Raw genomic sequence first — 24961 nt, forward strand, 5'->3', positions numbered from 1 at the left:
AGGCAGACCCACCCATGAACCATCAAGATCTGATCGCCATCGACTTCCACACCCATGCGGAAGTCAGCTGCCGCAATCCCTTTGACAGCTATGGCGAGGAGTACGACCGCGCGGCCGACAAATACTTCGGCAGCTCGCTGCGCCCGACGATCGCCGAAACCATTGCCTATTACCGCGAGCGCAAGATCGGTCTGGTGATGTTCACGGTGGACAGCGAGGCGCAGCTGGGTCGCCGCCGCATCCCCAACGAAGAGATTGCCGATGCCGCGCGCGAGAACAGCGACATGATGGTGGCGTTCGCCAGCATCGACCCGCACAAGGGCAAGATGGGCGCGCGCGAGGCCGAGCGCCTGATCACCGAATGCGGCGTCAAGGGCTTCAAGTTCCATCCCACGGTGCAGGGCTTCCATCCCTACGACCGCATGGCCTGGCCCATCTACGAGGTCATCAACCACTACAAGCTGCCCGCCATCTTCCACACCGGCCACAGCGGTATCGGCAGCGGCATGAAGTGCGGCGGCGGCCTGCGTCTGGCCTATAGCAACCCCATGCTGCTGGACGATGTGGCCGTGGACTTCGGCGATATGCAGATCGTCATGGCCCACCCCAGCTTTCCCTGGCAGGACGAGGCAATCTCGGTGGCGCTGCACAAGCCCAATGTCTGGATCGATCTTTCGGGCTGGAGCCCCAAGTATTTCCCCAAGCAGCTGGTGCAGTACGCCAACACCTTGCTCAAGGACCGTGTGCTGTTCGGCAGCGACTTCCCGCTGATCACGCCCGAGCGCTGGATGAAGGATTTCGAGGTCGCGGGCTTCAAGCCCGAGGTCATGCCCGGCATTCTCAAGGACAACGCCGTGCGACTGCTGGAGCTGGACAGAAAACGCGATGCCGCATGAAAGCTAAAAGGATCACCTCGGTGATCCTTTTTCATGGCGCTTGAACCTCGGCCGAGGTGGAGCCTGGAGAAGTGTATGAAAAGCATGCAGTGTCTTTTTTAAAGGCATTTTTTGTCTGATTTTCAGTCAACCAGGATGCGAGCTGAAACAGAACTCAGAGGAAAACCAGACTGGCACGAAGACTGCTGTCTGCACACCATAGAAAGACAAGCGGACACACCGCATCCATCCTCAAGGAGACAACACATGCACAAGCGCAGCCTGCTGCAGGCGGCCGTTCTGACGGCCATGGTGGTTCATGTTCCCGGCGCCCTGGCGCAATCCGAAATCCGTATTGCCCATGTCTACAGCAAGACCGGGCCGTTGGAGGCCTACGGCAAACAGACGCAGGCCGGGTTGCTGATGGGGCTTGAATACGCCACGGGCGGCAGCATGACGGTGGCAGGCAAGAAGCTGGTGCTTATCGAAAAGGATGACCAGGGCAAGCCCGATCTGGGCAAGAGCCTGCTGGCCGCCGCCTATTCGGACGACAAGGCCGATCTGGCTGTCGGCCCCAGCGCGTCGGGCGTGGCGCTGGCCATGCTGCCCGTGGCCGAGGAGTACAAGAAGATCCTGATCGTCGAGCCCGCCGTGGCCGATTCCATCACTGGCGACAAGTGGAACAAGTACATCTTCCGCACGGGCCGCAACTCCAGCCAGGACGCGATCAGCAATGCCGTGGCCATCGACAGGCCCGGCGTGACGATTGCGACACTGGCCCAGGACAATGCCTTCGGCCGCGACGGCGTCAAGGCTTTCAAGGAAGCGGTCAAGAAGGGCAAGCTGGTGCATGAGGAGTATCTGCCTGCAGCCACCACCGATTTCACGGCCGGGGCTCAGCGCCTGATCGACAGGCTCAAGGATGTTCCGGGCAAGAAGGTGATCTGGATTGTCTGGGCCGGTGCCGGCAACCCCTTCAAGATCGTCGACATGGACCTCAAGCGCTACGGCATCGAGATTGCGACGGGCGGCAACATACTGCCCGCCATGGCCGCATACAAGAATCTGCCGGGCATGGAGGGTGCCACTTACTATTACTTCGGCATTCCCAAGAATCCGGTGAACGAAGCCATGGTCTCCATGAGCTACAAGCAGTTCAAGGCTCCGCTCGACTTCTTTACGGCGGGCGGCTTCTCGGCCGCCATGGCCATCGTCACGGCACTCAAGAAAACTGGCGGCGACACCAAGACCAACACCTTGATCAAGGCCATGGAAGGCATGAGCTTCGAGACACCCAAGGGCGTCATGACCTTCCGCAAGGAAGATCACCAGGCCATGCAGAGCATGTACCACTTCAGGATCAAGAACGATCCGGCCATGGCCTGGGGCGTGCCCGAGCTGGTGCGCGAGATCAAGCCTGAAGAAATGAACGTTCCGATTCGGAATGGACGGTGATCACCCCCTGAGCGGCTGCGCCTAGGCGGCCCCGCCGCTTTCCCCTCTCTCTACGCGCTTCGCGCTATGGGAAGGGAACGACGCCATCGCCGCGAGGCGGCTCTTGCTCGGCGTCTCTGACTTGGTCAGCGCGCGGGCAAGGTCCAGTTCACTTTTTGATAGCTGCATGCGCTTGTGTGTAAGGCGCTAGGGGCTGTATTTGCCGATTTCTCATGCTGACCACTGACAAGCTTACCATCCGCTTTGGCGGCCATGTAGCGGTCAACGGCGTGACCTGCTCCTTCGAGCCGGGCACGCTGACGGCCATCGTCGGCCCCAATGGCGCGGGCAAGACCACTTACTTCAATCTGATCTCGGGACAGCTGCGGGCCACGGAGGGCAGGGTGTCGCTGCAGGGGCGTGACCTTACGGGCCTGCCGCCTTCGGCGCGCACGCGTGCCGGCCTGGGGCGTGCCTTTCAGCTCACAAATCTGTTCCCGGCCCTGTCGGTGCTGGAGAACGTGCGCCTGGCCGTGCAGGCCACGCGCCAGGGCGCGCACCGGCGCGGCATGAATCTCTGGAGCATCTGGAGCGACCACCGTGCATTGCTGGCGCGCGCGCAGCAAATCCTGGAGCAGGTGGCGTTGTGGGCGCGGCGCGATGAGCCGGTTTCGGCCCTGCCGCATGGCGACCAGCGCAAGCTCGAGGTGGCGTTGCTCATGGCGCTGGAGCCGCAGGTCTATATGTTCGACGAGCCCACGGCGGGCATGAGCCATGACGAGGCGCCGGTGATTCTGGACCTGATACGCGAACTCAAGAAGGATCGCAGCAAGATCATTTTGCTGGTGGAGCACAAGATGGATGTGGTGCGCGAACTGGCCGACCGCATCATCGTGCTGACCAATGGCACGCTGGTGGCTGACGGCAAACCGGCCGAAGTCATTGCCTCGCCCGTGGTGCAGCAGGCATACCTGGGGCTGACGCCCCAGGATGCCGCTGGCGGCACTGACGCTTCCCTCCAGCCCGGCCTTCCTCCGTCCGGGGGAAGAGGAGAACAGCCATGAGAGAGATACTGTTGGAGCTCCAGGGCGTGCACACTCATATCGGCGCCTATCACATCCTCCACGGCGTGGATTTGGCCGTGCCGCGCGGCGAGGTCACCATGCTGCTGGGCCGCAACGGCGCGGGCAAGACCACCACGCTGCGCACCATCATGGGCCTGTGGCAGGCCGGGCAGGGCAGCATCCGCTTTGGGCAGAAGGACATCACGCGCCTGGCCACGCCGGCGATTGCCCAGCTCAACATCGCCTATGTGCCCGAGAACATGGGCATTTTTGCCGACCTCACGGTCAAGGAAAACCTGCTGCTGGCTGCACGCTCGGCCTCGCATGCGGCGCGCATGGACCGCTCGCGCCTGGACTGGATCTACGAGCTGTTCCCGGCCGTGCAGAAATTCTGGGACCACCCGGCCGGCAAGCTCAGCGGCGGGCAAAAGCAGATGGTGGCCGTGGCGCGCGCCATCGTCGAGCCGCGCGATCTGCTCATCGTGGATGAACCCAGCAAAGGCCTGGCTCCGGCCATCATCAACAACATGATCGAGGCCTTCGCCCAGCTCAAGGCCAGCGGCGTGAGCATTCTGCTGGTCGAGCAGAACCTTGCCTTCGCCAAGCGCCTGGGCGACGGCGTGGCCGTAATGGACAACGGCCGTGTCGTGCACGCGGGTCGCATGGCAGATCTTGCGGCCGACGAGGAACTGCAGCAGTCGCTGCTGGGGCTGGCGCTATGAAGTTACCAAAATCAAAGCAAAAAACAGATCGAGCGCTTGCTGGTCAAGCGCAGGCTGCTATGGATATGAAAGTTCGCGTCGAGGTGAAGACATGATGCGCAAGGACCTGGATTACAAGCCGCTGCTGCTGGTGCCGCTGCTGGCGCTGGCTACCTTGCCCCTGGTGGGTTCTCCCAGCACCTGGCTTACGCTGACGGTGGCCGGCCTGGCCATGGGCATGATCATCTTCATCATCGCCTCGGGGCTGACCCTGGTGTTCGGCCTCATGGACGTGCTCAACTTCGGCCATGGCGTGTTCATCGCTCTCGGAGCTTTCGTTGCCACCAGCGTGCTCGGTGCCATGGGCGACTGGACGGGCTCGGCGCAGCTGTGGCGCAACCTGGTGGCCGTGCTGCCCGCCATGGTGATGGCCATGCTGGTGGCGGGGGCCTTGGGCCTGGCCTTCGAGCGCTTCATCGTGCGGCCCGTCTACGGCCAGCACCTCAAGCAGATTCTCATCACCATGGGCGGCATGATCATCGGCGAGGAGCTGATCAAGGTCATCTGGGGTCCGCAGCAGATTCCGCTGCCACTGCCCGAAGCCATGAAGGGCGCCTGGCTGCTGGGCGATGCGGCCGTGGAGAAATACCGGGTCTTCGCCGTGCTGGTGGGCGCCGCCGTGTTTGCCGTGCTGGCCTTCATGTTGTCGCGCACCAAGATCGGCCTGCTGATCCGCGCCGGCGTGCAGGACCGCGAGATGGTTGAGTCCCTGGGCTACCGTGTGCGCCGACTGTTCGTGGCCGTGTTCGTCGCGGGCTCGGCCCTGGCCGGGCTGGGCGGGGTGATGTGGGGCCTGTACCAGCAGAACGTGGTGGCGCAGATGGGCGCCCAGGTCAATGTGCTGATCTTCATCGTCATCATCATCGGCGGTCTGGGCAGCACGGGCGGCGCGCTGATCGGTGCGCTGCTTGTGGGACTGATGGCCAACTACGCGGGTTTTCTGGTGCCCAAGGTGGCGCTGTTTTCCAATATCGCGCTCATGGTGGCCGTCCTGCTGTGGCGTCCCCAAGGCATCTATCCGGTCGCCAACCGCTGAAGGAGAACAGAATGCTCAACCGTTTGCTCTCCGGCGACATGCCGCGCAGTCGCGTGCTGGCCGTGGTGTTGTTGCTGATCTTCGCGGGCCTGGCCGTGGCGCCGTTTCTCTTTCCCGGTGTCAAGGCGCTCAATGTGGCGGCCAAGGTGCTGATCTTTGTGGTGCTGGTGGCAAGCTTTGACCTGCTGCTCGGCTATACCGGCATCGTCAGCTTTGCCCACACCATGTTTTTCGGCATAGGTGCTTATGGTGTGGCCATTGCCTCAGGCAGGCTGGGGCCGGGCTGGGGGGCGCTGGCCCTGGGACTGGGGGCGGCGCTGCTGGTGTCGCTGCTCTTGTCCCTGGCCATCGGCCTGTTTTCCCTGCGTGTGCGCGCCATCTTCTTCGCCATGATCACGCTGGCCGTGGCGGCTGCATTTCAGACCCTGGCTTCGCAGCTGTCCGAATGGACCGGAGGCGAGGATGGCCTGACCTTCAAGATGCCCGAATGGCTGTCGCCCAGCTTCGAGCCGTTCGAGAACGAGATCTTCGGCATCCTCATCGACGGCAGGATCATCAGCTACTACCTGCTGTTTGCCGTGGCCGTGGTTCTGGTACTGATGCTGCTGCGCATCGTCAATTCACCGTTCGGCCGCGTGCTGCAAGCCATCCGCGAGAACGAATTCCGTGCCGAGGCCATTGGCTACCGCGTGGTGGTCTACCGCACCACCTCCAGCGTGCTGTCGGCCCTGTTCGCCTGCTTGGCCGGCGCCATGCTGGCCGTCTGGCTGCGCTACAACGGGCCCGATACCTCGCTTTCGTTCGAGATCATGATGGACTGTCTGCTCATTGTGGTGATCGGCGGCATGGGCACCATCTACGGCGCGGTGATAGGCGCTGTGGTGTTCCTGATCGCCCAGAGCTATCTGCAGGACCTGCTGCGCCTGGCCAGCGAGGCCAGCGCCAGCCTGCCATGGCTGGCCGCGCTGCTGTCGCCCGACCGCTGGCTGCTGTGGCTGGGCCTGCTGTTCGTGCTCTCGGTCTACTACTTCCCTACCGGCGTGGTGGGGCGGCTGCGCGCGGCTGCGGCGCGCAAACCCTGACATCTTTCCCTGGCATCCCTTCTCTGACTGCCTTCACTACGACAGGAGACAAAGCCCATGCAGAAGACCTATGCGATTGCCTTGCCGCCCACGGCCCTTGCGGTGCTGGCGGCTGCCGTGCTGACCGCCTGCGGGGGAGGCGATGGAGGCGAGCTCAATGCCAAACCCGGCTACCTGGGCTCGGTGCGGCAACAGGGCTATGACGGCAGCAGCGATGATCTGCTGACCGCGGGCCTGGGCAAGAGCGGCCTGGCCGTGGCCACGGCGCCAGGCTTTGCGATTGCGCTCCAGCCCACGGCGGCCGAGCTGCGCCGCCTGGCCATCTACACCAATTACCGCGCCATGCTGGACATGACGGCAGCGGGTGGCTATGGCACGCTCTACGGCCCCAATGTGGATGCGCAGGGCCGGGTGACGGCCGGCGAAGGCAGGATTGCCGGCACCGAGTACATCGCGTTTTCGGACGACGGCACGGGCCGCCAGAACGTCACGCTCATGGTGCAGGTGCCGGACAGCTTCGACCCCAGGAAGGCCTGCATCATCACCGCCACAGCTTCGGGCTCGCGCGGCGTGTACGGCGCCATCACCACAGGCGAATGGGGGCTCAAGCGCGGCTGCGCGGTGGCTTATTCCGACAAGGGCACGGGCGCCGCTCCGCACGACCTCATGAGCGACACCGTGCCGCTGATCGACGGCACGCGCAGCACGGCTGCCGCAGCGGGCAAGCAGGCTGCATTCAATGCGGGGCTCACGGCTGGCGAACTGGCCGTCTTCAACACTGCCACGCCCAACCGCTTTGCCTTCAAGCATGCGCACTCGGGCCAGAACCCAGAGAAGGACTGGGGCCGCACCACACTGCAGGCCGTGGAGTTCGCCTACTACGTGCTCAACGAGCGCTATGGGGACCGCAATATTCTGGGCGAGCGTCTGCGGACGCTCAAACCGAGCAACACCATCGTCATTGCATCAAGCATCTCGAACGGCGGCGGCGCGGCGATTGCCGCCGCCGAGCAGGACTCGCAGGGGCTGATCGACGGCGTGGCCGTGTCAGAGCCTGCGGTGGAGTTGCCCGCCAGCCCCGGCGTGACCGTGCAGCGCGGCGGCACGGCACTGCCCGTGGTGGGCAAGACGCTGGTGGACTTCACGAGCTATGCCAACCTCTATCAACCCTGCGCCTCGCTGGCGGCATCGATCAGCGGCTCGCCCTATGCGGCTGCATTTGCCTCGGGTTTTGCCAGCACGGCTCTGCCGATTGCGCCCAACCGCTGCGCGGCGCTCAGGACTGCCGGTTTGCTGAACGCCACGACCACGGCGGCCCAGGCCGAAGAAGCTTTGCAGAAGCTGCGCGACTATGGCTGGGAACCGGAGTCCAGCGAGCTGCATGCCTCGCTGGCCGCCTTTGAGGTGGCGCCGGCCGTGTCGGTCACTTTTGCCAACTCGCTCTCGCGCGCCAGCGTGAAGGACAACCTCTGCGGCTACAGTTATGCCGGTGCGACAGCTGCGGGCGCAGTGACGCCGCTGGCCCCAGAGGCGCTGGCCAGCATGTTCTCCACGGGCAACGGCGTGCCACCATCGAGCGGGGTGCAGCTCATCAACAACAAGGGCAAGTTCGGTGCCGCGCGCGACTTCCTCTCCGTCTCGACGAACTCGGGCGTGGCCGACTGGAACACGCCGGGTGCGCTGTGCCTGCGCAATCTCGTCACAGGCAATGATGGCGCCGCCAGGGCGCTGCAGGCCGGTGTCGACGAGACAAGGCGCAACGGCAATCTGCAGGGCAAGCCGGCCATCATCGTCCATGGCCGTGCGGATGCGCTGCTGCCCGTGAACCACACGACGCGGCCCTATGTGGCGCTCAACCGGAAAGTGGAAGGCGCTGCCAGCAAGCTCAGCTACGTGGAGGTCACGAATGCCCAGCACTTCGACAGCTTCATCGGCCTGCCCACCGTGCTGCCGGGTTACGACACGCGTTACATCCCGCTGCATGTCTATCTGAACCGCGCGCTCGATGCCATGTATGACCACCTTGCCAACGGCAAGGCGCTGCCTCCCAGCCAGGTGGTGCGCACCGTGCCGCGTGGTGGCCACCCGGGCCAGGCACCGGCCATACAGCCGGCCAATCTGCCGCTGATTGCCGGCACGCCGGCAGCGGCCGACAGGATAGAGGTCAGTGCCGGAGCCATCCGCGTGCCGGACTGATACGCATGACCGGCCGGTGGCTACGGCTGCCGGTCGCCTACCGAAGTTGATAGCTGATAGCGCTTATCACATATGCACTAGAGGCCTTTTTGATGCTGAAACCTGCCATGCCCAACAACTGCGCTTCTGCGGCCATCGTGCCGGCATCCCGCTATGCGAACTGCGCTGGCTACGAGATTCATTACCTTGACTGGCAGCCGCAAGGCCCGACCAAGGCTACGGTGATCGCCTGGCATGGCCTGGCACGCACGGGCCGCGACATGGATGCACTCGCGCAGTTTCTTGCTGCGCAAGGCTATCGCGTCATCTGCCCGGATACGCTGGGCCGCGGCCTGAGCCAATGGAGCCGCAACTCGCGCGAGGAGTATCAGCTGCGCTTCTATGCCAGGCTGGCACGCGAGCTCATGGATGCGCTGGCGCTGCAGCAGGTGCACTGGGTGGGCACCAGCATGGGCGGAGCGATAGGCACGGTCTGCGCATCCGGCCTGTTCGAGCCGGATCTCAGGCACCGCATTCTCACGCTCACGCTCAACGACAATGCGCCTGAACTGGCCGAGGCCGCGCTGGCCCGCATCAAGAGCTACGCGGGCCAGCCGCCGGTGTTCGACACCGTCGCCGAGCTGGAAGGCTTTTTCCGCGCGGCCTACAGGCCCTATGGCTGGCTCAGCGATTTCGAGTGGCGCAAGCTGACCGAGACCAGCACGCGCCGTTGCGATGACGGCCGCGTCACCCCGCATTACGACCCGCGCATGATCGAGCAGTTCACCGAGCATGACAACGACTATCTGCTCTGGGATCACTATGACGCGCTGCAATTGCCTGTGCTGTTGCTGCGCGGCGAGGAGTCCGATCTGGTGCTCAAGCCGGTGGCCGAGCAGATGCAGCAGCGCGGCCCTGGTGCCCGAGGTCTGCTGACCTGGCTGGAAGTGCCGGACTGCGGCCATGCGCCGGCGCTCAATGTGAGCGCGCATTTCGAGGCCGTTCTGTCCCATTTGCACCAGGCTTGAAGCGCAACAACCTCGCAGCTCCGGGGATGTTTGCGTCTCGCTAGCATCGGTGGCTAACCCTGGTAGGGGTAAGGAGCGTGGGTCATGGGTTTTGTCGTGGATCTGATTCGGGAATACGGCTTCGGCATTGTCTTTCTCAATGTGCTGGTGGAGCAGCTGGGCGCACCCATCCCGGCCTATCCGGTGCTGGTGGTGACCGGAGCGCTGGAGGGGGGCAGCCTGGCACGCCTGGGCTGGCTCACCGTGATTGCGGTAGCCGCAGCGCTGATAGCCGATGTGCTCTGGTACCACGCCGGCAGGGCCTATGGGCACAGGGTGCTGGGACGTATCTGCCGCATTTCGCTCTCGCCCGATGCCTGCATACGCCAGACCGAGTCCGTCTATGGACGCTGGGGTGCCAAGTCCCTGCTGGTGGCCAAGTTCGTGCCGGGCTTTGCCTCCATTGCCAGTGCGCTGGCCGGTGTGGTGGGCACGCCGCTGCGCACCTTTGTGTTGTTCGATACGCTGGGGGCCCTGATCTGGGTGGGCTCGGCGGTGTTTCTGGGCTCGCTGTTCAGCTCCACGGTGCAGGATCTGCTCGATGTGCTGACGGCGCTGGGCAAATGGGGGCTGCTGCTGCTGTGCGTGGCGTTCGCAGTCTTCGTGGCGCGCAAATGGTGGCAGAGGCAGCGCGTGGTGCGCTCGCTGAAGATGCCGCGCATGTCGGTCGAGGAACTGGCGGGGCTCAATGCCCAGGGCATCACGCCGACGGTGATCGATGTGCGCGAACCCCTGCTCTTCGGTCAGGGTCATATTCCCGGTGCCAGCTCCTGGCTGGAGCATCAGGGCAAGGGCAGGGCGGCCTACGAGCACTTGCTGCCGCGCGAGCGGCATGAGCATGGCCTGGTCGTGTATTGCGACTGCCCCGACGAGATCTCCGCCGCGCGCGTGGCCAGGCAATTGCAGCGTGCGGGATTTCACAACGTCCGGCCATTGAGCGGTGGCCTGACGGCCTGGGAGGCTGCGGGCTTCGAGCTGGAAAAGCCCCAGGCCTGAGCAGGCCCCAAAGAAAAACGCCCTGACCAATCCTTGGGCAGGGCGTCGGGTAGGGTCGAAGCGCTTACTTGCCGGCAGGCATGGAGCAATGTCCGCCCTGAGCGGCCTGGCCGGAGCCGGCGGCAATCAGCGGCGCTTCGAAGCGCAGGTCGATGGCCGGCGATGTATGAAAGTCCCAGGCCAGAAAGACGAGCAGCACGGCCCAGAATACGGTGCGCAAGGTGTTTGGTGAGGTCATGATTGTTCCTTGCTCAGAAGCCGAAATGGCGGCGGATGCGCAGGCCGAAGATGGTGCCCGCAAATGCCAGCGGCACCCAGATCCAGCCGTGGATGGAGCCGGTGGAGATGCCCGAGAGCATGGCGCCCACATTGCAGCCGAAAGCTAGGCGCGAGCTGTAGCCGAGCACCAGTCCCGCCACCAGGGCCACGACCCATTGCGTGCCTGTCAGTGCCTTGGCTGCCGCTGGCTTGCCGGCGGCAATCCACAGTGCGCCGCCCAGAATGCCGATATTGGTGATGCTGGTCACGTCCAGCAGCACGGTCTCATGCAGGCGCGCCGCATTGCCGGGCTGGCTCCAGAACCAGTTGCTGGCCAGATCGACGGCGCCCGTGGCATTGGCGATCTTGGCGGCCCACAGACCAAAGCCGTAGACCACGCCCCAGGGCTGGCCCGCAATGATCAGGTTGAGCGTGGCCAGGATGGCCAGCAGCACGGCACCGACCAGCCATTTGCGCACCAGCAGCGGCTTGGCCGGGCGGTTCAGGGCGGCATTGGCCTTTTTCACATACAGGGCCACGCCTGCCGCGATCACGGCCAGTGCGGCCAGCGTGGCGATCAGCGCCGGAGCCCAGCCCCATTGCGTGACCAGACCCACGGGAGCGGTGTTGCCCAGGTCCAGCCACCAGCCCAGGTGCAGGCTGCCCAGAAAGCTGCCGATCGCAAACAGGGGCAGTATGGCGGTGTTCATGGGGATGCCCATGCCCGCCTTGTAGAGGGTGCCGCTGCCGCAGCCGTCGGCGATCTGCATGCACAGGCCGAAGACAAAGGCACCGACCAGCAGGCTGATGCTGGGTGGGCCGAGAGCTGCCGTCAGCTCCGGGAAATGGCCCAGCAAAGGCATGGCCAGGGCTGCAGCCAGCGCCAGCAGCAGCAGCTGGCCAAAGATGCCGCTGCCGTCTTTTTCCTCGACCAGCATGCGCCAGCCCGTGGTGAAGCCAAAACGCTTGCCGGCCAGCACCGCGCCCAGGCCTATGCCGACGGCAAACAGCGCCGCCTGACGCACCGAGACCGACCATAGCAGCCAGCCAAAGAAAACGGCCAGCAAGGCCGTTATGGGAAGTCGTTTCATGTGTTTTTATGGAATTGATGGGTAAGGACTGCGACGCACTTTCCGCAAAGGGCATGCACCCAGATCAGAGACAACGAGCAAAGGCCGCCTTGCAGCGAAGTTGTTGTCCCCTTGGGGGCGCCCGGCTAGGGGAAGGCGCGAAGCGACTCAGGGGAGTCATTTAAAAGTTTTTTCCCACCATTTCTGGGCGTCATAGGCCAATGACTGGGCGCGGCCCGGCTGGTTGGCCATGCGCGGTGCGTCCTTGGATTGCGTCCAGTCCACCATGGAGCCCGCATACAGCTTCACATTGGGCAGGCCCGCCATTTCGGACAGGCCGAACCAGTCGGTGGCCGCCCAGTGGCCGGTGTTGCAGAAGGCCACCATGTCCTGGCCTTGCGGGCGCTGGACCTTGGCGGCGATTTCCCGTGCCTTGGCGGTATCCACGAACCGTGAGGTGCCCGGTACAAACCACTGGTTGAAATCCAGTTGCTGGGCGCCGGGCAGGGTGCCCGAGAGCTTGGCGGCGGGAGCGCGCGTCTTGCCCAGATAGAAGGCGTCGGGGCGCGAGTCCACCAGGGCTGCATTGGAGAGGTCGATATGCTTGCCCACATCCTGCTGGGTGGCCAGCCAGTTGGCGTCAAAAGTCGGGGCGTAGCTGCTGGGCGCAATCTGCACCTGGGTCTTGCCCAGGGGCTTGCCTGCGCCCTCCCAGGCCTTCATGCCGCCGTTGACGATGGACAGCTCCTTGAGGCCCAGGCTTTTGAGCGTCCAGTACACGCGGGCCGCGGCACCGAAGTCCGTGGCATCGGCACCGCTGGAGATCACGATGGCATGCGTGGCCGGCGTCAGGCCCAGGGACTGGACCAGAGCCACCAGCTTGGCCTGGTCGGGCAGCTCGCCGGGATTGGTGGCCGGGCCGCGCCATTTGCCGTAGGGAGCATTGGCGGCCTGGGCGATATGGCCGGCCTCGAAGGCTTTGGGGTCGCGGATATCGATGAGGCGCACATCGGCCTGCTGCAGCAGCGGCTGCAGCTGTTCGGGGTTGAGCAGGGGCTGGGCCGCGAGCGCCCAGTTGCTGGCGCCCAGGGTCAAGCCCAGACCCAGTGCATAGCGTGTCAGAGAGTGTTTCATGGCAGGAGTCGGCAAAGCCGATTCGTCAGGGGCATGGCTATGCCCAGGGCCTCTATTGTCCGGCCTTGCCGCGACAGGGCCAACCAAGAAAAACTTGTCTGCTTATTGCCTGGGGTCATGAACCGGCGAGCAAATAGCGTGGTTTTTGATGTTTATGGCTAAAAGTGCTTGAATCTCTTGGTGGATAAGCGATTGAAGCTATTAATTTCGATAAATCATGCGCTTTGCGTGGGAGGAAACAGCTCCTGCACGGCACGCCGGATACCGCCATAGCCCGTACAGCGGCAAAGGTTTCCGCACATCTGGGCCTCGGCCTCGGCAGCCGTGGGGCGGGGCTGCTGCTGGTGCAGCCAGCTCATGCTCATGACCATGCCGGAGGTGCAATAGCCGCATTGCACGCCGCCGCAGCGCGCCAGCGCGTCGCGCACGGGTTCGCTGGCGCTGTCCTGTGCCACGGACTCGATGGTGCGCACCGTCTGGCCCTGGATCTGATAGGCCATCAGCAGGCAGGCATTCACGGGCTCGCCGTTGAGCCAGACCATGCAGGCGCCACAGCGTCCCACTTCGCAGCCGGGCTTGGCCCCCGTGAGATGCCAGTGCTCGCGCAGCAAGGTCAGCAGCCGGGTATCGGGGCTGCAGCTGGCGCTGACTGGCTGGCCGTTCAGATTCAGCTGCAGCACAAAAGCCGAGGCCTCCTTTGCGCTGGCTGCGGGTGGCTTGCCGCCGTGCTCCGGGATGTGGGTCGTCGTCATGGTGTGGAGGACTCCGCGCCCACTTCCAGCAGCGCGATCACGCGCTCCGGGGTCATGGGCAGTTGCGTGATGGGGTGCTGCAGTGCGGTGGCCAGTGCATTGGCGACTGCGGGCAGGGCCAGATTGACGCTGATTTCGCCGGCTCCGCGCGGGCCTATGGGGTCGCCCTTGGGAAGGTTCTCGATCGCCAGCACCTGCATGTCAGGGGCATCGGCCAGCGTGGGGATCAGATAGCTGTCGAGGTTGCGCGCTTGGTAGTGGCCGTCCAGGCAAGTCAGCTCCTCCTGTGTGCCCATGGCCAGGCCCATGAGGGCGCCGCCCTCCATCTGGCCCAGATAGCCCTGAGCCGATGCCACGGGGCCCAGCGCCGTGCACATCACCAGCCGCTGCACCTGGACCATGCCGCTCCAGGTGTCGACGCGTACCTGGGCAATGGCGGCGCAGGCTCCGAAGACGAAGTGGGTGTCATGCGCGTTGCCCTCCGGGTCATCGGCGCGCAGGTCGATGGAGATACAGGGCGCTTGTTCGCCCGATGCCCTTGCCAGATCGGCGTAGCTGAGGCACAGGCCCGCAGCGCTTTCCAGGCCCCGTGCGCCGCAGCGCAGAGGGACATCAGGCAGCAGCCTTGCGGCGCTCAGGAGCAGGGCTTGCTGCCAGGGCCGGGCCACCTCCTGCAAGGCGCGCCATACCAGCGTGGTGGCGCGCGATGCGGCCACCGGGCCCGAGTCGGGCGTCAGCCGGGTATCGCCCAGCACCGGCCGGATGGCGTCGGCAGCACAGCCCAGATGCTGCGCTCCCAGGCTCTGTATGGTTCCGACCAGATTCTGTCCCAGCTCGGTAAAGCCGCAGCGCAGCTCAATCGCACCGTCGGCGGCCAGGGCCAGCTCCATGCGGCAGTCACTGGGGCCGCCCTTGCCAAAGCCGTCGCTGCGGTGGATCAATGTGAGGCCCACGCCGTGCAGATGGCGGCCGTCCGCGCTGGCCCAGCGATGCGGCCCGCGCCACAGCGCCTGCTGGCGGGCGACATCGAGCGCGCGCTGGGAGCCGTCAAACGGCACGACATGCTGGCCCAGCGGGCCGGGGGCCTCGGGAGCGGCAAGATTGAGGGCGCGAAACGCGTCAGCTGTCATGCCGACCAGCGCAGCCAGCCTGTCCATCTGCTGCTCGAGTGCAAATTGCACCTGCACGGCGCCGAAGCCGCGGAACGCACCGGCGATGCCGTTGTTCGTATAGGCCAGCCTGGCGCCGAGGTCCAGTGCCAGATACCGGTAGGGGCCGGGGGCATGCTCGAGCGCGGCATCCAGCACCTCGGGGCCATGCGTGGCGTAGGCCCCGGTGTCGGCCACTATCTGCACCTGGTGGTAGGTGAGCCGGCCCTGTGCGTCGCAGCCGGTCTGCATGTCGATCTGCATGGGATGGCGCTTGACGCCCAGATCCACCGATTGCGGACGTGTCAGGTGCAGTCGCACGGGGCGTTGCGCCTTCCAGGACAGCAGGGCCGCGATGGGTTGAATCGTCAGCTCGTCCTTGCCGCCGTAGGAGCCGCCCACGGGCGTGCCTACGGCATGAACCTTGTCGTGCGGCAGGCCCAGCATGTCTGCGATGACCTGCTTGTCCCGCGCGGGGTTGTGGCCGCCGAAGAACAGGCGCAGGCCGCCCGCGCCATCGGGCTCGGCCACACCGCCTTCGGTCTCGAGAAAGGCATGCATCTGGCGCGGCGTGACATAGCTGTCCTGCACCCGGTGCACGGTGGCTGCCCGGGCCGCAGACATGTCGCCCTGACGATGGCTGCAGGCATGCAGCAGATTGCCGTCCTGATGGACCGGCTGCTCGGTGGCCGCTGTCCCGTCAAGGGCGGTGACCGGGTCGCAGACAGGGGGCAGGAGTTCGTATTCGACGCGGATCAGTGCCAGAGCCTGCCGCGCCGTCTCCATGTCCACGGCCGCAACGGCGGCGACCGGGTCACCCACATGGTGCACCTTGTCGATGCAGAGCACGGGCCGATCCACCTTGCGCAAGCCATAGTGCTTGATGCCGGGGATATCGGCATGGGTGACCACGGCATGGACGCCTGTCAGGGCTTGGGCGGCGCTGGTATCGATGCGCAGAATGCGCGCATGGGGATGAGGGCTGCCGAGAATCGCGCCGCGCAGCTGACCCGGCTGAATGCGGTCGCTCAGAAAGCCCGGGTTGCCGCCAAGCTTGGCCGTGGCATCAGGCCGGACCGGCAAAGCCTCCAGGCCCAACTCGCGGATGTGATGAGGAGTGAGAAATTCCATGGAGGTTCAGGCCAGCAGCCCGCAATGTCCGGCAATCAGGCGGCTGGCAATCCGGGCCAGATCGGGAGGCAGGCTTTGCTCGCAGGTGGTGCGTATATCGCCGAGGGAGGGGCGGATCTGCAGCTCCTGCGCATAGCTCAGCAGCTTTTCCGTGGCTTGCAGGCGGTGCACGCCTATGCCCGGGGCTGCCGCCGCAATGCGGTCCAGGCTCAGGCGCTTTTGTGCATCGCTCCAGCGCAAGGCCATGCGCAGGCGCGCGGGGGAGAATGCCGCGCGATAGCCGACCTTCTCGAACACCAGTGGCCGGGGCTCCATCACATCGCTGCGCGGCAGCAGGAAGGACAGCATCAGAGGCCGGTCTATGAGCTTGAGCGTCTGCGCCAGCGACTGCAGGTTGCCGTCCGTCAACTCGACCTGCGCATCCATGGCCAGCAATACCGGGCAGCAGTCGCCTTCGCCCCAGCCGATATTGCCGCCCAGGGTGCCCAGGTGGCGTATCCCCATGGCCCCGAGCTGAGCCAGGGCCTGGACGAGCACGGGCGCGTGCTGCTGCACCCAGGGGTGACGGCGGACGGCCTCCAGCCGCATGCCTGCACCGATGTGCAGGTATTGCGGGCCGAGGCTGATCTGCTGCATCTCGGGCCAGTGCATCACATTGATGAAATGCGTGGCCGATGGCGCCAGACGAGGCTCTGCCCATGACTGCTGCAGCAGCGTGCCCCCGGCGATGAAGCAGGCGGCATTGCCGAGCTTGCGGGCCAGGGCCTGCGCGGCCTGGGGTGACGAGGGATGGGTGAGCAGCATGGCAGCGTCCTGCTGGCGTGGTTCTCAGCGCTGCGCCCAGAAGACTTGCTGCTGGGCGGCGATCTCGGCCTCCATCTCGGGCACGGGGCCGATCAGCTCCACGGCCTTCTGGCAATGGTCGAAGACATAGCGCGAAGAGACGCTCATGGTCGGGTTCTCGCCATGGCTGCCCGTGCATTCCAGCAGGCGGTGCTCGGTCATGCCGAACACGATGCGGCCGATATTGGCCCAGTAGGCCGTACCGGCGCACATGCAGCAGGGCTCCACATTGGTGTAGAGCGTGCAGCTCCAGAGAAACTCGGCTGTGTAGTTGGTGGCCGCCATGCGCGCCAGGGTCGATTCCGCGTGGTTGACGGTGTCGATATTGCACTGCTCCATGAGCACTGTCTCCTGATCGGGGCCCACCAGCACGGCGCCGAAGGGGTGGTGGCCCATTTGCGTGGCGCGCTGGGCCACGGCCTGAGCGCGACGCAGATTGCGCTGGATTTGTTCGGCAGAGGGCGTCAGGCCCTGAGGGGGGAAGTTCTGGTCTGTCATGGCGGCGGTCCTTGTGTTGATCAGGCGGGAGTGCTCTGGCTCCAGGGAAAGAGGCGCTTGTGCAGCTGCTGCACGCCACCATAGAGCAGCAGGCTGCACAGCACCAGCAGTGCCAGTGCGGCAAAGGCCACGGGCACCTTGAAGGAGGAGGTGGCAAACAGAATCAGATAGCCCAGTCCTTTTTCCGCAGCCACGAACTCGGCGACCACGGCGCCCACAATGGCCAGCGTGATCGAGACCTTGAGGGCCGAAAACACATAGGGCACGGCAAACGGCATGCGAATCTGCCAGTACTGGCGGCTGGTGGTGGCGCGCAGCGAACGCGACAGCTCCACCAGCTCTGCCGGCACCGAAGCCAGGCCCAGGGCGGTGGAAACCACCAGCGGGAAAAAGGCAATCAGCGTGGTGATGACCACACGGGGCAGCAGGCCGGCGCCCAGCGTGACGACGATGATGGGGGCGACGGCCACGATGGGGGTGGACTGGATCACCACCAGCCAGGGCATGATGATTTTCGACAGCAGCTGCGAGCGCGTGATGGCGATGGCCAGCGGAATCGCCAGTGCGATCGCCAGCGCATAGCCGATGAGCGCGACCTGCAAGGTGGCAGTGACATGCTCCAGCCAGCGCTGCAACCCCATCTCGGCAGCAGAGCGCCAGATCTGGCTGGGAGCGGGAAAAATGTATTCGGGGATATGCGCCAGCCGGCAGGCGCATTCCCAGAACAGCAGGACGGCGAGGAAAACCAGCAGCGAAGCATGGCGTTGTAGGAGGGCAGACATAGGGGGGGCTCTTGGGGCTGCGGGAAGATCTTCAGGCGTGTGCGGGGTGTTTGCTGAAGACCTGGAGACGAATCTCGTTGGCCATTTCGGTGAACACGGGGTCGGCCAGGGTGGCCATGCTGCGCGGGCGTGCCAGCGGCACATCGATGATGTCGGCCACCCGGCCCGGGCGGGCGCTCATGACCACGATGCGGTCGGACAGCAGCAAGGCCTCCTGGATGGAGTGGGTCACAAAGACCACGGTCTTGGGGCGCTCGTTCCAGATGCGCAGCAGCTCCAGGCTCATTTCGTCGCGTGTGAGTGCGTCCAGCGCCGAAAAAGGCTCGTCCATCAGCAGGATGTCCGGGTCATGCAGCAAGGAGCGTGCAATCGCGACGCGCTGCTGCATGCCGCCCGAGAGCTCGTGGGGCCGCTTGTGGCCGAAGTCCCTGAGGCCGATCATCTCCAGCAACTGCTGGGCGCGGGCCTCTTCCTTCATTTCCACATGGCCGTATTTGTGGCGCATGGGAAAGGTGATGTTGTCCAGCACCGAGAGCCAGGGCAGCAGCGTGGGCTTCTGGAACACTATGCCGATCTCGTCGCGTGGTTCGGTCACGGGCAGATCGAAGATGCGTACCTCGCCGCTGCTGGGTCGGATCAGGCCCGCAATCAGGCGCAATATGGTGGACTTGCCGCAGCCCGAGGGGCCGATCAGCGAGACGAATTCGTGGCGGCGCAGATGCAGGTCCACGCCCTGCAGGGCCGTGACAGGGCTGCCATCGCTGGAGACAAAGGTCTGGGTGACCGCGTTCAGATCGATTACGTATTGCATGGCAGGCGATCAAGGAAAGAACAAGAGCGGGAGGGCGAGGGCGGCGCTGCGCCGCCTTCGCATCGGACTTACTGGCTCAGAAAGCGGCGATCCACCAGTGTTTCCGGGTCGACCTTCTTGAGGTCGTAACTCATGGACTGGGCCACCCAGCCCCAGGTGGCAGCCAGCAGCCGGGGCTCGAATTTGCCCAGGCCGTCGCGCTGGCTGATCTCGTTCCTGAGCAGCGGGATGGAGGCTTCAAATTCGGCCTTGACCACGGCAGTGTCGGCCTCGGGCACCTGAGCCTTCAGCGACTCGGCCGCCTTTTGCGGATTCTGGATGGAGAACTCCAGCGACTTGCCCAGTGCCCGCACATAGCGCTTGAGCACTTCGGGGCGTTCCTTGATGGTCTTGTCGTTGGCCATGACGGACCAGCCATAGCCGTCCAGACCGAACTGCGTCCAGGGCAGGACCGACAGCTCCTTGCCGGCCTGCTTGAGCACGGCGCCGAAGGCCGGAGCCACGGTCACCCAGTTGATGGTCGCGTCCACGCGGCCCTGGGCCAGCATGGGAGCCAGCGTGGCCGGGTCCGACTTGATGACCTTGATCTTGCTGGCGTCCACTCCGTTCTTCTGCAGCACGATGGGCCACAGTGCATTCGACGAGGAGAAGGTGGGCATGGCCACCGTCTTGCCTTCCATGTCCTTGAGGCTTCTGATCTTGCTGTCGGCTCGCGTGAACAGCGCATCGGGCTGTTTGGAATACAGCGACATCACGGCCTTGACGGGAATCCTGCCTTCGGCTGCGGCCATCATCAGCGCCGAGATGCCGCCAAACCCCACGTCGGCAGAGCCCGAGGCCACCTTGGTCACGGCATCGGCAGAGCCTCGGCCGGGAACAATCTTCACGTCCAGGCCTTCGTCCTTGAAAAAGCCCTGCTGCACGCCAGCATAGACAAAGGACTTGTCGCCCCCGGGCAGCCAGTCGAGCTGTACCGTGAGCTTGTCGGCCGCCTGGGCCGCTGCGCCACAGGCGACGAGCATGGCGGCAAGGATGGGACGTTTGAAGAAAGTAGTGGGGCGCGTCATGAATAACTCCTGAAGAATGCGAATTCGGGGCAATTGGTTGCTATACATTGATGAGCGGCATGCGCAGTCTCATGAAAGGTCTTGAGTGGATCTCATTGAGAACCGGCAGCAAGGCGTCGCTCAGGGCCTGAGGGCAGGCCAGCTGGGGCACATGGCCGCAATCGAGGCTGATGCGCCTGGCGCCCGGTGTGAGCTGCTGCATGCGTTGCTGCAGCGGCAGCGTCACGGAGCGGTCCTGGCGACATTCCACATAGATGCGTGGCACCTGGCCAAATCGCTCGGCACTGAGCCGGTTCACCATGGACCGGCCCGTCTCGGGCTGAACGCAGAGACGACTGGCCGCCTTGAGCGCAGCGGTCGGAGGGCAGTCATGCAGGAACAAGGCCATGGCGGCTTCCAGCGGCACGCTGCTGGCATTGCGCTGCTCGTTCCAGGACAGATGCGGGCCTATGCCCTGGTAGTCAAAGCCCGGATCGGCGGCGCGGCATTGCGCGATCACATCGCCATAGCTCATGCCGCTGGGCAGCATCATTCCGGCCAGATAGACCAGGGCGCTGACCCGCTCGGGGGCGGCCTGGGCGACCTGAGATGCCGTCATGCCGCCACCGCTGTGACCGACCACCACGGCAGGGCCGTCCAACGACTCCAGCACGCGCAGCACATGGGCGGTGTAGCCGTCGAGGTTGGCACAGCTGTCGTCTTCGGCGGCGGTATCGTTGCCCGGCAGATTGACCGCAAGCACCTTCCAGCCCCGGGCCTGCAGCAGCGGCGTCCAGGCCGCAAAAGCCCAGCTGCCTTGCCAGGCCCCGTGGATCAGCACCATATTGCGTGAGCTTGTCATCGTGTCCTCCGTCAACCGTAGGTGCGGCGGTAGCATTCGATCTGGTGCTGTTCCACCGTCACGGCCGGGTATCTGGGCTGCTCGCCCTCGTCCAGGCAGGTGGGAATGCATTCCACCTTGTGCAGCGGGTTGCCCGTGAAGAAAAAGGGTACGGAATAGCGTTCGCGCCCCGAGACATTGATGACCCGGTGCAAGGTGGAGACATAGCGGTCGTTGGTCCAGCGCGCGAACAGATCGCCGATGTTGACGACGAAGGCGCCGGGCACGGGGGGCGCGTCGATCCAGCTGCCAAGGTCCTTGTCCCAGACCTGCAGGCCGCCGGCCTCGTCCTGGAGCAGCAAGGTCACGCCGCCGAAGTCCGTGTGCTCGCCGCAGCCTTTCTCGCCGGGTTCAGGGTTGGCAGGCTGGGGCGGGTAGTGCAGCAGGCGCAGAGTCGCGGCGGCCTCCTTGAGGTAGCCGTCGAAGTGGCTGACCGGCACGCCCAGCGACAAGGCCAGGCCGCGCACGATGGTCGCGCCCAGGCCATAGGCGGCCTGGTAGTAGTTCTGCATCACGGCGCGGAAGTCGGGCAGGGTTTCGGGCCATTGGTTGGGGCCGGTATTGAAGCGGCCGGCCAGCACGCGTGCATCGTTGGCTGCGACCTCGGCGCCGGCGTAGAAGCTTTCCTTGAGATCGGGCGGTGCGCCGCTCTCCAGCGTCTGGGCACGCAGCGGCTCATAGCCGCGATTGCAGCGGGAGAGCTTTTTGTCCACGGCCAGCTTTTCGGTCATGGGCAGGTCAAAGAAGCGCTGGCTGGCGGCAAACAGGCTGCTGATCAGTGCCGGGTCTATGCCATGGCCGGTGATATAGAAGAAGCCGCGCTGTTCGCAAGCCTGGCGCAGCTGCTCGGCCACCAGGTGCTGATCCACAGGGTCATGGCTGCGCAGGCCGCTGATGTCGATGAGGGGGAGGGCAGAGGTGCTCACAAATGGCGTCCAGAAACGGAAGAACTGGAGTCAGTTTAGAAAGCGCAGTCCGTGCTGGATAGCGCAGCTTTTGCTGCGGGGTGATCTAAAAATGTGAGCGCTAATCGCTGATAGGTAAAGCGCTGCACGGCATTGGTGCATTCGCGAGAAGCGATACGCACAATGCCGGTGCAGGCGTGGGAGAGGGCGAGCTCAGCTCCTGGCGGAAGCCGCCGCAGCGGCGGTCTGCGTGCGTGCCACCCATTCACGCAGGGCGACGCTTTCCTCGTCCTCGCGGCTTTCTATGGCATCGGCCGCGATGCGGTTGAAGGCGTCGAGTGCCGATGGCAGCGTGCGTCCTGCACGCACATAGACGCCGAGTTCGGAATACAGCGTGGTGGGGGTATCCAGCGGCACATGGACCAGCCGGCCTTCGCGCAGTTCGCGCTCCAGTCCCAGGCGGCTCTGGAAAAAAATGCCCACGCCGCGTTCGGCCAGACTCTTGGCCAGCTCGATGGACGAGGTTTCCAGCAACACCTGCAATGCACGTTTGTGGTGCGCCAGCAAGGGCTGCAGCAAGTCATGCATCGAGAGTTCGGGCGTTGGAAGAATCAGCGGAAAGGTCGCGCATTGCGCAAAGTCCACGCGCTCCAGCTGGGCAATCGGGTGTTTGGGCGGCACGATGGCACCCAGCGCAAAGCGACCCATGGTGCACTGGCGCAGATTGTCGTGGCGCTTGACCGAAAAGCCTATGCCCACGTCCGCATCGCCCTGAATCACTGCCTGTGCCGCCTGCTGGGAGCCGCAGGTGCGCACATGAATCTGAATCGTGGGATAGCGCCTGTGCATCTGCGTGAGCACGGCCGGCATCAGATCGGCGTTCAGGCCTTCCACGGCAGCCACGCTGACCGAGCCGCGGCGCACGCCGCGCAGCAGCTCCAGCTCGGTGCTGAGGCGGTGCTCGTCCTGCAGCACCGTGATCACATGGCGCGAAAACACTTCGCCAGCGGCCGTGAGCCGCAGGCCCGAGCTCAGGCGCTCGAACAGCGGGCTGCCGATTTCGTCCTCAAGCTGCAGCAACTGGCGGTTGACTGCCGACGAAGCCACATGAAGATGGCGTGCGGCTTCCCGTATGGAGCCGCAACGGCGAATCATGTCGAAATAGCGAATGGAGCGGGCGTGAATATGCATGCTGCCGGAGGCAGCACATGCCGTGCCAGTTCGCTGGATGGGCGCCTACTGCGGCGCGCCCGCCGCCTTGGCGTGCCGGGCGCGGGCATTGAGCTGGGCATCGTCCTCGCGCCCGGTGGGCCAGCCTTGCATATGCTGCTGGGCAATATCGCTGAGCGCGGTAATCCAGGGGGCGCTGTCGTTGAGGCAGTCTATGTATTCGAACTGCTGGCCGCCCGCATGCAAAAAGGCTTCACGCGCTTCCTGCTTGATTTCCTCCAGCGTTTCCAGGCAGTCGCTGGTGAAGCCGGGGCAGACCACATCGACGCGCCGGGTGCCGGCCTGAGCCATGGCAATCAGCGAGGGCTCGGTATAGGGCTCCAGCCATTTGGCCTTGCCAAAGCGCGACTGGAAGGTCACCAGATACTGGTCGGAGGCGAGCTTGAGCCGCTCGGCCAGCAGGCGTGCCGTCTTGTGCGACTCGCAGTGATAGGGGTCGCCCAGATGCAAGGTGCGCTCCGGCACGCCATGAAAGCTCATGACCAGCTTGTCCCCGCGGCCGTGGCCGCGCCAGTGGGCTTCTATGCGCTGTGCCAGCGCTTCGATATAGCCGGCATCGTCGTGGTAGCGATTGACAAAACGCAGCTCGGGAATATGGCGCTGGGTCCTGGCCCAGTCGTAGACGGCATCGAACACGCTGGCCGTGGTCGTACCCGAGTACTGCGGGTACAGCGGCAGAATCAGGATGCGCGTCACGCCGTCTTTCTTGAGCGCATCCAGCTGGGCCGCGATGGATGGCGTGCCGTAGCGCATGGCCGGCAGCACCAGTACATTGTGGCCGCGCTCGCCCAGCCAGCCGCGCAGCAAGGTGGCCTGGCGCGTGGTCCAGTGCAGCAGCGGGGAGCCGTCTTTTTCATGCCAGACGGTGGCGTACTTGGCAGCCGACTTGGCCGGACGGGTGCGCAGGATGATGCCGTGCAGAATCGGCCACCAGGCGAGCTTGGGAATCTCGACCACACGATCGTCACCGAGAAACTCCGCCAGATAAGGGCGCACTGCCGCAGCCGTGGGTGCGGCCGGCGTGCCCAGATTGCACAGCAGGATGCCGGTGCGTGCGGATTGATCGTGACGGAAGCGGGGTTCGGGCGCAAAGCGTGATGGCATGGGGCAATTGTGTCAGCTAATCGGATAGGCGCAGCCGCTCTGCGGCATTAGCCGGGCCGCTATTCTTAGGGGCATGCAATCCCAAGACACCACAGCCCCTGCCATTGAAACCCTTCAGCGCCTGCGCCACAGCGGCCAGATTCGCGCCATCAGCCTGGATCTGGACGACACGCTCTGGCCCATCTGGCCCACGATTGCCAAGGCAGAGGCCGTTTTGCTGCAGTGGCTCGCGCAGCATGCACCCGGTACGGCCGAGCACCTGGGCGATACGGACAAGGTGCGGGCCCTGCGCCATGAAATCGTGGCATTGCGCCCGGATCTGAAAGCCGACCTCAGCGGCCTGCGCCGCGAGTCCATCCGGCTGGCGCTGACCCGGGCCGGTGACGATCCTGCCCTGGCCGAACCGGCCTTTGACGAGTTCTTTGCCGCTCGCCAGCGGGTCGAGCTGTTTGAAGATGCCTTGCCGGCGCTGCAGTTTCTCTCGCAGCGCTGGCCGGTGGTGGCCCTGTCCAATGGCAATGCGAATGTGCATGTGGTGGGTATAGGCGAGCATTTTCGCGCCTCGCTGTCTGCCAGCGGAGCGGGTATGGCCAAACCCGAGACGCGCTTTTTTCAGGCCGCAGCGGATGCGGCCGGCGTGGCCCCAGAGCATGTGCTGCACATCGGCGACGATGCGGAACTGGATGCCCAGGGTGCCATGGATGCGGGTATGCACGCAGTCTGGCTCAACCGTGGGCAGGTAGCATGGCCTTGCGTGGGACCTGAACCCCACGTCACAGTCGCCAGCCTTTGGCAGTTGTGTCAGGGGCTGGCAGATCGTTGACCGGGACGAGCGGGAGCAGTGCGGGTCAGCGAAGA

General features: G+C 64.7%; 24 protein-coding genes. 10 read left to right on the plus strand and 14 right to left on the minus strand.

Translation table 11 applies throughout. The features are described 5' to 3' along the window. The first annotated feature begins 14 nt into the window (after positions 1–14). From CTR2_RS06375 to CTR2_RS06415, 9 genes are all read left to right on the plus strand, one after another. The gene (locus tag CTR2_RS06375) at positions 15–896 is read left to right on the plus strand and encodes an amidohydrolase family protein (RefSeq protein WP_034357944.1); all 882 of its coding nucleotides are present in this window, start codon (positions 15–17) and stop codon (positions 894–896) included. A 246-nt stretch (positions 897–1142) separates the two neighbouring features. After that, positions 1143–2330, plus strand: coding sequence for a substrate-binding domain-containing protein (locus tag CTR2_RS06380; protein WP_087086075.1), 1188 nt, complete (start codon positions 1143–1145; stop codon positions 2328–2330). A gap of 212 nt (positions 2331–2542) precedes the next feature. Further along, positions 2543–3373, plus strand: a complete 831-nt coding sequence (locus tag CTR2_RS06385; protein WP_087086074.1) for an ABC transporter ATP-binding protein — start codon at positions 2543–2545, stop codon at positions 3371–3373. After that, positions 3370–4095 (plus strand): ABC transporter ATP-binding protein, encoded by a 726-nt coding sequence (locus tag CTR2_RS06390; RefSeq protein WP_087086073.1) that lies wholly within the window; start codon positions 3370–3372, stop codon positions 4093–4095. The genes CTR2_RS06385 and CTR2_RS06390 overlap by 4 nt, the downstream gene beginning before the upstream one ends. 91 nt (positions 4096–4186) lie before the next feature. After that, a complete protein-coding gene (locus CTR2_RS06395) occupies positions 4187–5170 on the plus strand; it encodes a branched-chain amino acid ABC transporter permease (protein WP_087086072.1) in 984 nt (327 codons plus the stop codon). A gap of 11 nt (positions 5171–5181) precedes the next feature. Continuing rightward, on the plus strand, positions 5182–6252 hold the full coding sequence (locus CTR2_RS06400) for a branched-chain amino acid ABC transporter permease (RefSeq protein ID WP_087086071.1): 1071 nt from the start codon (positions 5182–5184) through the stop codon (positions 6250–6252). Between the two features lie 57 nt (positions 6253–6309). After that, positions 6310–8448: a D-(-)-3-hydroxybutyrate oligomer hydrolase gene (locus CTR2_RS06405; protein WP_087086070.1), complete on the plus strand. Its 2139-nt coding sequence runs from the start codon at positions 6310–6312 to the stop codon at positions 8446–8448. A gap of 92 nt (positions 8449–8540) precedes the next feature. Next, positions 8541–9455 carry an alpha/beta fold hydrolase gene (locus CTR2_RS06410; protein WP_087086069.1) on the plus strand — a complete coding sequence of 305 codons (915 nt, stop codon included), beginning with the start codon at positions 8541–8543 and terminating at the stop codon, positions 9453–9455. Between the two features lie 84 nt (positions 9456–9539). Next, the gene (locus CTR2_RS06415; protein WP_034410255.1) at positions 9540–10490 is read left to right on the plus strand and encodes a VTT domain-containing protein; all 951 of its coding nucleotides are present in this window, start codon (positions 9540–9542) and stop codon (positions 10488–10490) included. A gap of 64 nt (positions 10491–10554) precedes the next feature. Here the strand turns inward: CTR2_RS06415 and CTR2_RS06420 are convergent, their stop codons facing one another. The 14 genes from CTR2_RS06420 to hemH form a co-directional block, all read right to left on the minus strand. Further along, a complete protein-coding gene (locus tag CTR2_RS06420) occupies positions 10555–10728 on the minus strand; it encodes a hypothetical protein (RefSeq protein WP_176391784.1) in 174 nt (57 codons plus the stop codon). Between the two features lie 13 nt (positions 10729–10741). Further along, positions 10742–11839, minus strand: coding sequence for a YeeE/YedE thiosulfate transporter family protein (locus CTR2_RS06425; RefSeq protein ID WP_087086068.1), 1098 nt, complete (start codon positions 11837–11839; stop codon positions 10742–10744). 156 nt (positions 11840–11995) lie between these two features. Continuing rightward, positions 11996–12952, minus strand: coding sequence for a sulfurtransferase (locus CTR2_RS06430; protein WP_087086067.1), 957 nt, complete (start codon positions 12950–12952; stop codon positions 11996–11998). Between the two features lie 215 nt (positions 12953–13167). After that, positions 13168–13704, minus strand: a complete 537-nt coding sequence (locus CTR2_RS06435; protein ID WP_087086066.1) for a (2Fe-2S)-binding protein — start codon at positions 13702–13704, stop codon at positions 13168–13170. After that, positions 13701–15983 (minus strand): xanthine dehydrogenase family protein molybdopterin-binding subunit, encoded by a 2283-nt coding sequence (locus tag CTR2_RS06440; RefSeq protein ID WP_087086065.1) that lies wholly within the window; start codon positions 15981–15983, stop codon positions 13701–13703. Before CTR2_RS06440 ends, CTR2_RS06435 begins: the two co-directional genes overlap by 4 nt. Positions 15984–15989: 6 nt before the next feature. Then, positions 15990–16787, minus strand: coding sequence for an FAD binding domain-containing protein (locus CTR2_RS06445; RefSeq protein ID WP_087086064.1), 798 nt, complete (start codon positions 16785–16787; stop codon positions 15990–15992). Positions 16788–16811: 24 nt separating this feature from the next. After that, positions 16812–17324: a nucleoside deaminase gene (locus CTR2_RS06450; RefSeq protein ID WP_087086063.1), complete on the minus strand. Its 513-nt coding sequence runs from the start codon at positions 17322–17324 to the stop codon at positions 16812–16814. 20 nt (positions 17325–17344) lie between these two features. Beyond that, positions 17345–18106, minus strand: coding sequence for an ABC transporter permease (locus CTR2_RS06455; RefSeq protein ID WP_053283020.1), 762 nt, complete (start codon positions 18104–18106; stop codon positions 17345–17347). A gap of 31 nt (positions 18107–18137) precedes the next feature. Further along, complete coding sequence (locus tag CTR2_RS06460; RefSeq protein ID WP_087086062.1) at positions 18138–18917, minus strand: ABC transporter ATP-binding protein; 780 nt, start codon at positions 18915–18917, stop codon at positions 18138–18140. Between the two features lie 68 nt (positions 18918–18985). Then, positions 18986–19984, minus strand: coding sequence for an ABC transporter substrate-binding protein (locus CTR2_RS06465; protein WP_087086061.1), 999 nt, complete (start codon positions 19982–19984; stop codon positions 18986–18988). A gap of 40 nt (positions 19985–20024) precedes the next feature. Beyond that, the gene (locus CTR2_RS06470; RefSeq protein ID WP_087086106.1) at positions 20025–20825 is read right to left on the minus strand and encodes an alpha/beta fold hydrolase; all 801 of its coding nucleotides are present in this window, start codon (positions 20823–20825) and stop codon (positions 20025–20027) included. A gap of 11 nt (positions 20826–20836) precedes the next feature. Beyond that, the gene (locus tag CTR2_RS06475; protein WP_003057525.1) at positions 20837–21790 is read right to left on the minus strand and encodes an isopenicillin N synthase family dioxygenase; all 954 of its coding nucleotides are present in this window, start codon (positions 21788–21790) and stop codon (positions 20837–20839) included. A gap of 192 nt (positions 21791–21982) precedes the next feature. Beyond that, a complete protein-coding gene (locus CTR2_RS06480) occupies positions 21983–22960 on the minus strand; it encodes a LysR family transcriptional regulator (protein WP_003057523.1) in 978 nt (325 codons plus the stop codon). Positions 22961–23005: 45 nt separating this feature from the next. After that, on the minus strand, positions 23006–24103 hold the full coding sequence (gene hemH / locus CTR2_RS06485) for a ferrochelatase (protein ID WP_087086060.1): 1098 nt from the start codon (positions 24101–24103) through the stop codon (positions 23006–23008). 73 nt (positions 24104–24176) lie between these two features. Between hemH and CTR2_RS06490 the strand changes: the two genes are divergently transcribed. Beyond that, positions 24177–24926: an HAD family hydrolase gene (locus tag CTR2_RS06490; RefSeq protein WP_087086059.1), complete on the plus strand. Its 750-nt coding sequence runs from the start codon at positions 24177–24179 to the stop codon at positions 24924–24926. The last annotated feature ends 35 nt before the right edge of the window (positions 24927–24961 follow it).

It is taken from the genome of Comamonas thiooxydans (genome assembly GCF_002157685.2).
Taxonomy (GTDB): domain Bacteria; phylum Pseudomonadota; class Gammaproteobacteria; order Burkholderiales; family Burkholderiaceae_C; genus Comamonas; species Comamonas testosteroni_H.

What these genes read in the sequence shown, in the direction of transcription:
- CTR2_RS06420 (WP_176391784.1), bottom strand. Translation starts at nt 10,728, where the DNA reads ATGACCTCACCAAACACCTTGCGCACCGTATTCTGGGCCGTGCTGCTC.
- CTR2_RS06460 (WP_087086062.1), bottom strand. Translation starts at nt 18,917, where the DNA reads ATGCAATACGTAATCGATCTGAACGCGGTCACCCAGACCTTTGTCTCC.
- CTR2_RS06435 (WP_087086066.1), bottom strand. Translation starts at nt 13,704, where the DNA reads ATGACGACGACCCACATCCCGGAGCACGGCGGCAAGCCACCCGCAGCC.
- CTR2_RS06450 (WP_087086063.1), bottom strand. Translation starts at nt 17,324, where the DNA reads ATGACAGACCAGAACTTCCCCCCTCAGGGCCTGACGCCCTCTGCCGAA.
- CTR2_RS06415 (WP_034410255.1), top strand. Translation starts at nt 9,540, where the DNA reads ATGGGTTTTGTCGTGGATCTGATTCGGGAATACGGCTTCGGCATTGTC.
- CTR2_RS06375 (WP_034357944.1), top strand. Translation starts at nt 15, where the DNA reads ATGAACCATCAAGATCTGATCGCCATCGACTTCCACACCCATGCGGAA.
- CTR2_RS06380 (WP_087086075.1), top strand. Translation starts at nt 1,143, where the DNA reads ATGCACAAGCGCAGCCTGCTGCAGGCGGCCGTTCTGACGGCCATGGTG.
- CTR2_RS06490 (WP_087086059.1), top strand. Translation starts at nt 24,177, where the DNA reads ATGCAATCCCAAGACACCACAGCCCCTGCCATTGAAACCCTTCAGCGC.
- CTR2_RS06425 (WP_087086068.1), bottom strand. Translation starts at nt 11,839, where the DNA reads ATGAAACGACTTCCCATAACGGCCTTGCTGGCCGTTTTCTTTGGCTGG.
- CTR2_RS06430 (WP_087086067.1), bottom strand. Translation starts at nt 12,952, where the DNA reads ATGAAACACTCTCTGACACGCTATGCACTGGGTCTGGGCTTGACCCTG.
- CTR2_RS06445 (WP_087086064.1), bottom strand. Translation starts at nt 16,787, where the DNA reads ATGCTGCTCACCCATCCCTCGTCACCCCAGGCCGCGCAGGCCCTGGCC.
- CTR2_RS06440 (WP_087086065.1), bottom strand. Translation starts at nt 15,983, where the DNA reads ATGGAATTTCTCACTCCTCATCACATCCGCGAGTTGGGCCTGGAGGCT.
- CTR2_RS06405 (WP_087086070.1), top strand. Translation starts at nt 6,310, where the DNA reads ATGCAGAAGACCTATGCGATTGCCTTGCCGCCCACGGCCCTTGCGGTG.
- CTR2_RS06470 (WP_087086106.1), bottom strand. Translation starts at nt 20,825, where the DNA reads ATGACAAGCTCACGCAATATGGTGCTGATCCACGGGGCCTGGCAAGGC.
- CTR2_RS06410 (WP_087086069.1), top strand. Translation starts at nt 8,541, where the DNA reads ATGCTGAAACCTGCCATGCCCAACAACTGCGCTTCTGCGGCCATCGTG.
- CTR2_RS06400 (WP_087086071.1), top strand. Translation starts at nt 5,182, where the DNA reads ATGCTCAACCGTTTGCTCTCCGGCGACATGCCGCGCAGTCGCGTGCTG.
- CTR2_RS06385 (WP_087086074.1), top strand. Translation starts at nt 2,543, where the DNA reads ATGCTGACCACTGACAAGCTTACCATCCGCTTTGGCGGCCATGTAGCG.
- CTR2_RS06465 (WP_087086061.1), bottom strand. Translation starts at nt 19,984, where the DNA reads ATGACGCGCCCCACTACTTTCTTCAAACGTCCCATCCTTGCCGCCATG.
- CTR2_RS06390 (WP_087086073.1), top strand. Translation starts at nt 3,370, where the DNA reads ATGAGAGAGATACTGTTGGAGCTCCAGGGCGTGCACACTCATATCGGC.
- CTR2_RS06455 (WP_053283020.1), bottom strand. Translation starts at nt 18,106, where the DNA reads ATGTCTGCCCTCCTACAACGCCATGCTTCGCTGCTGGTTTTCCTCGCC.
- CTR2_RS06395 (WP_087086072.1), top strand. Translation starts at nt 4,187, where the DNA reads ATGATGCGCAAGGACCTGGATTACAAGCCGCTGCTGCTGGTGCCGCTG.
- hemH (WP_087086060.1), bottom strand. Translation starts at nt 24,103, where the DNA reads ATGCCATCACGCTTTGCGCCCGAACCCCGCTTCCGTCACGATCAATCC.
- CTR2_RS06480 (WP_003057523.1), bottom strand. Translation starts at nt 22,960, where the DNA reads ATGCATATTCACGCCCGCTCCATTCGCTATTTCGACATGATTCGCCGT.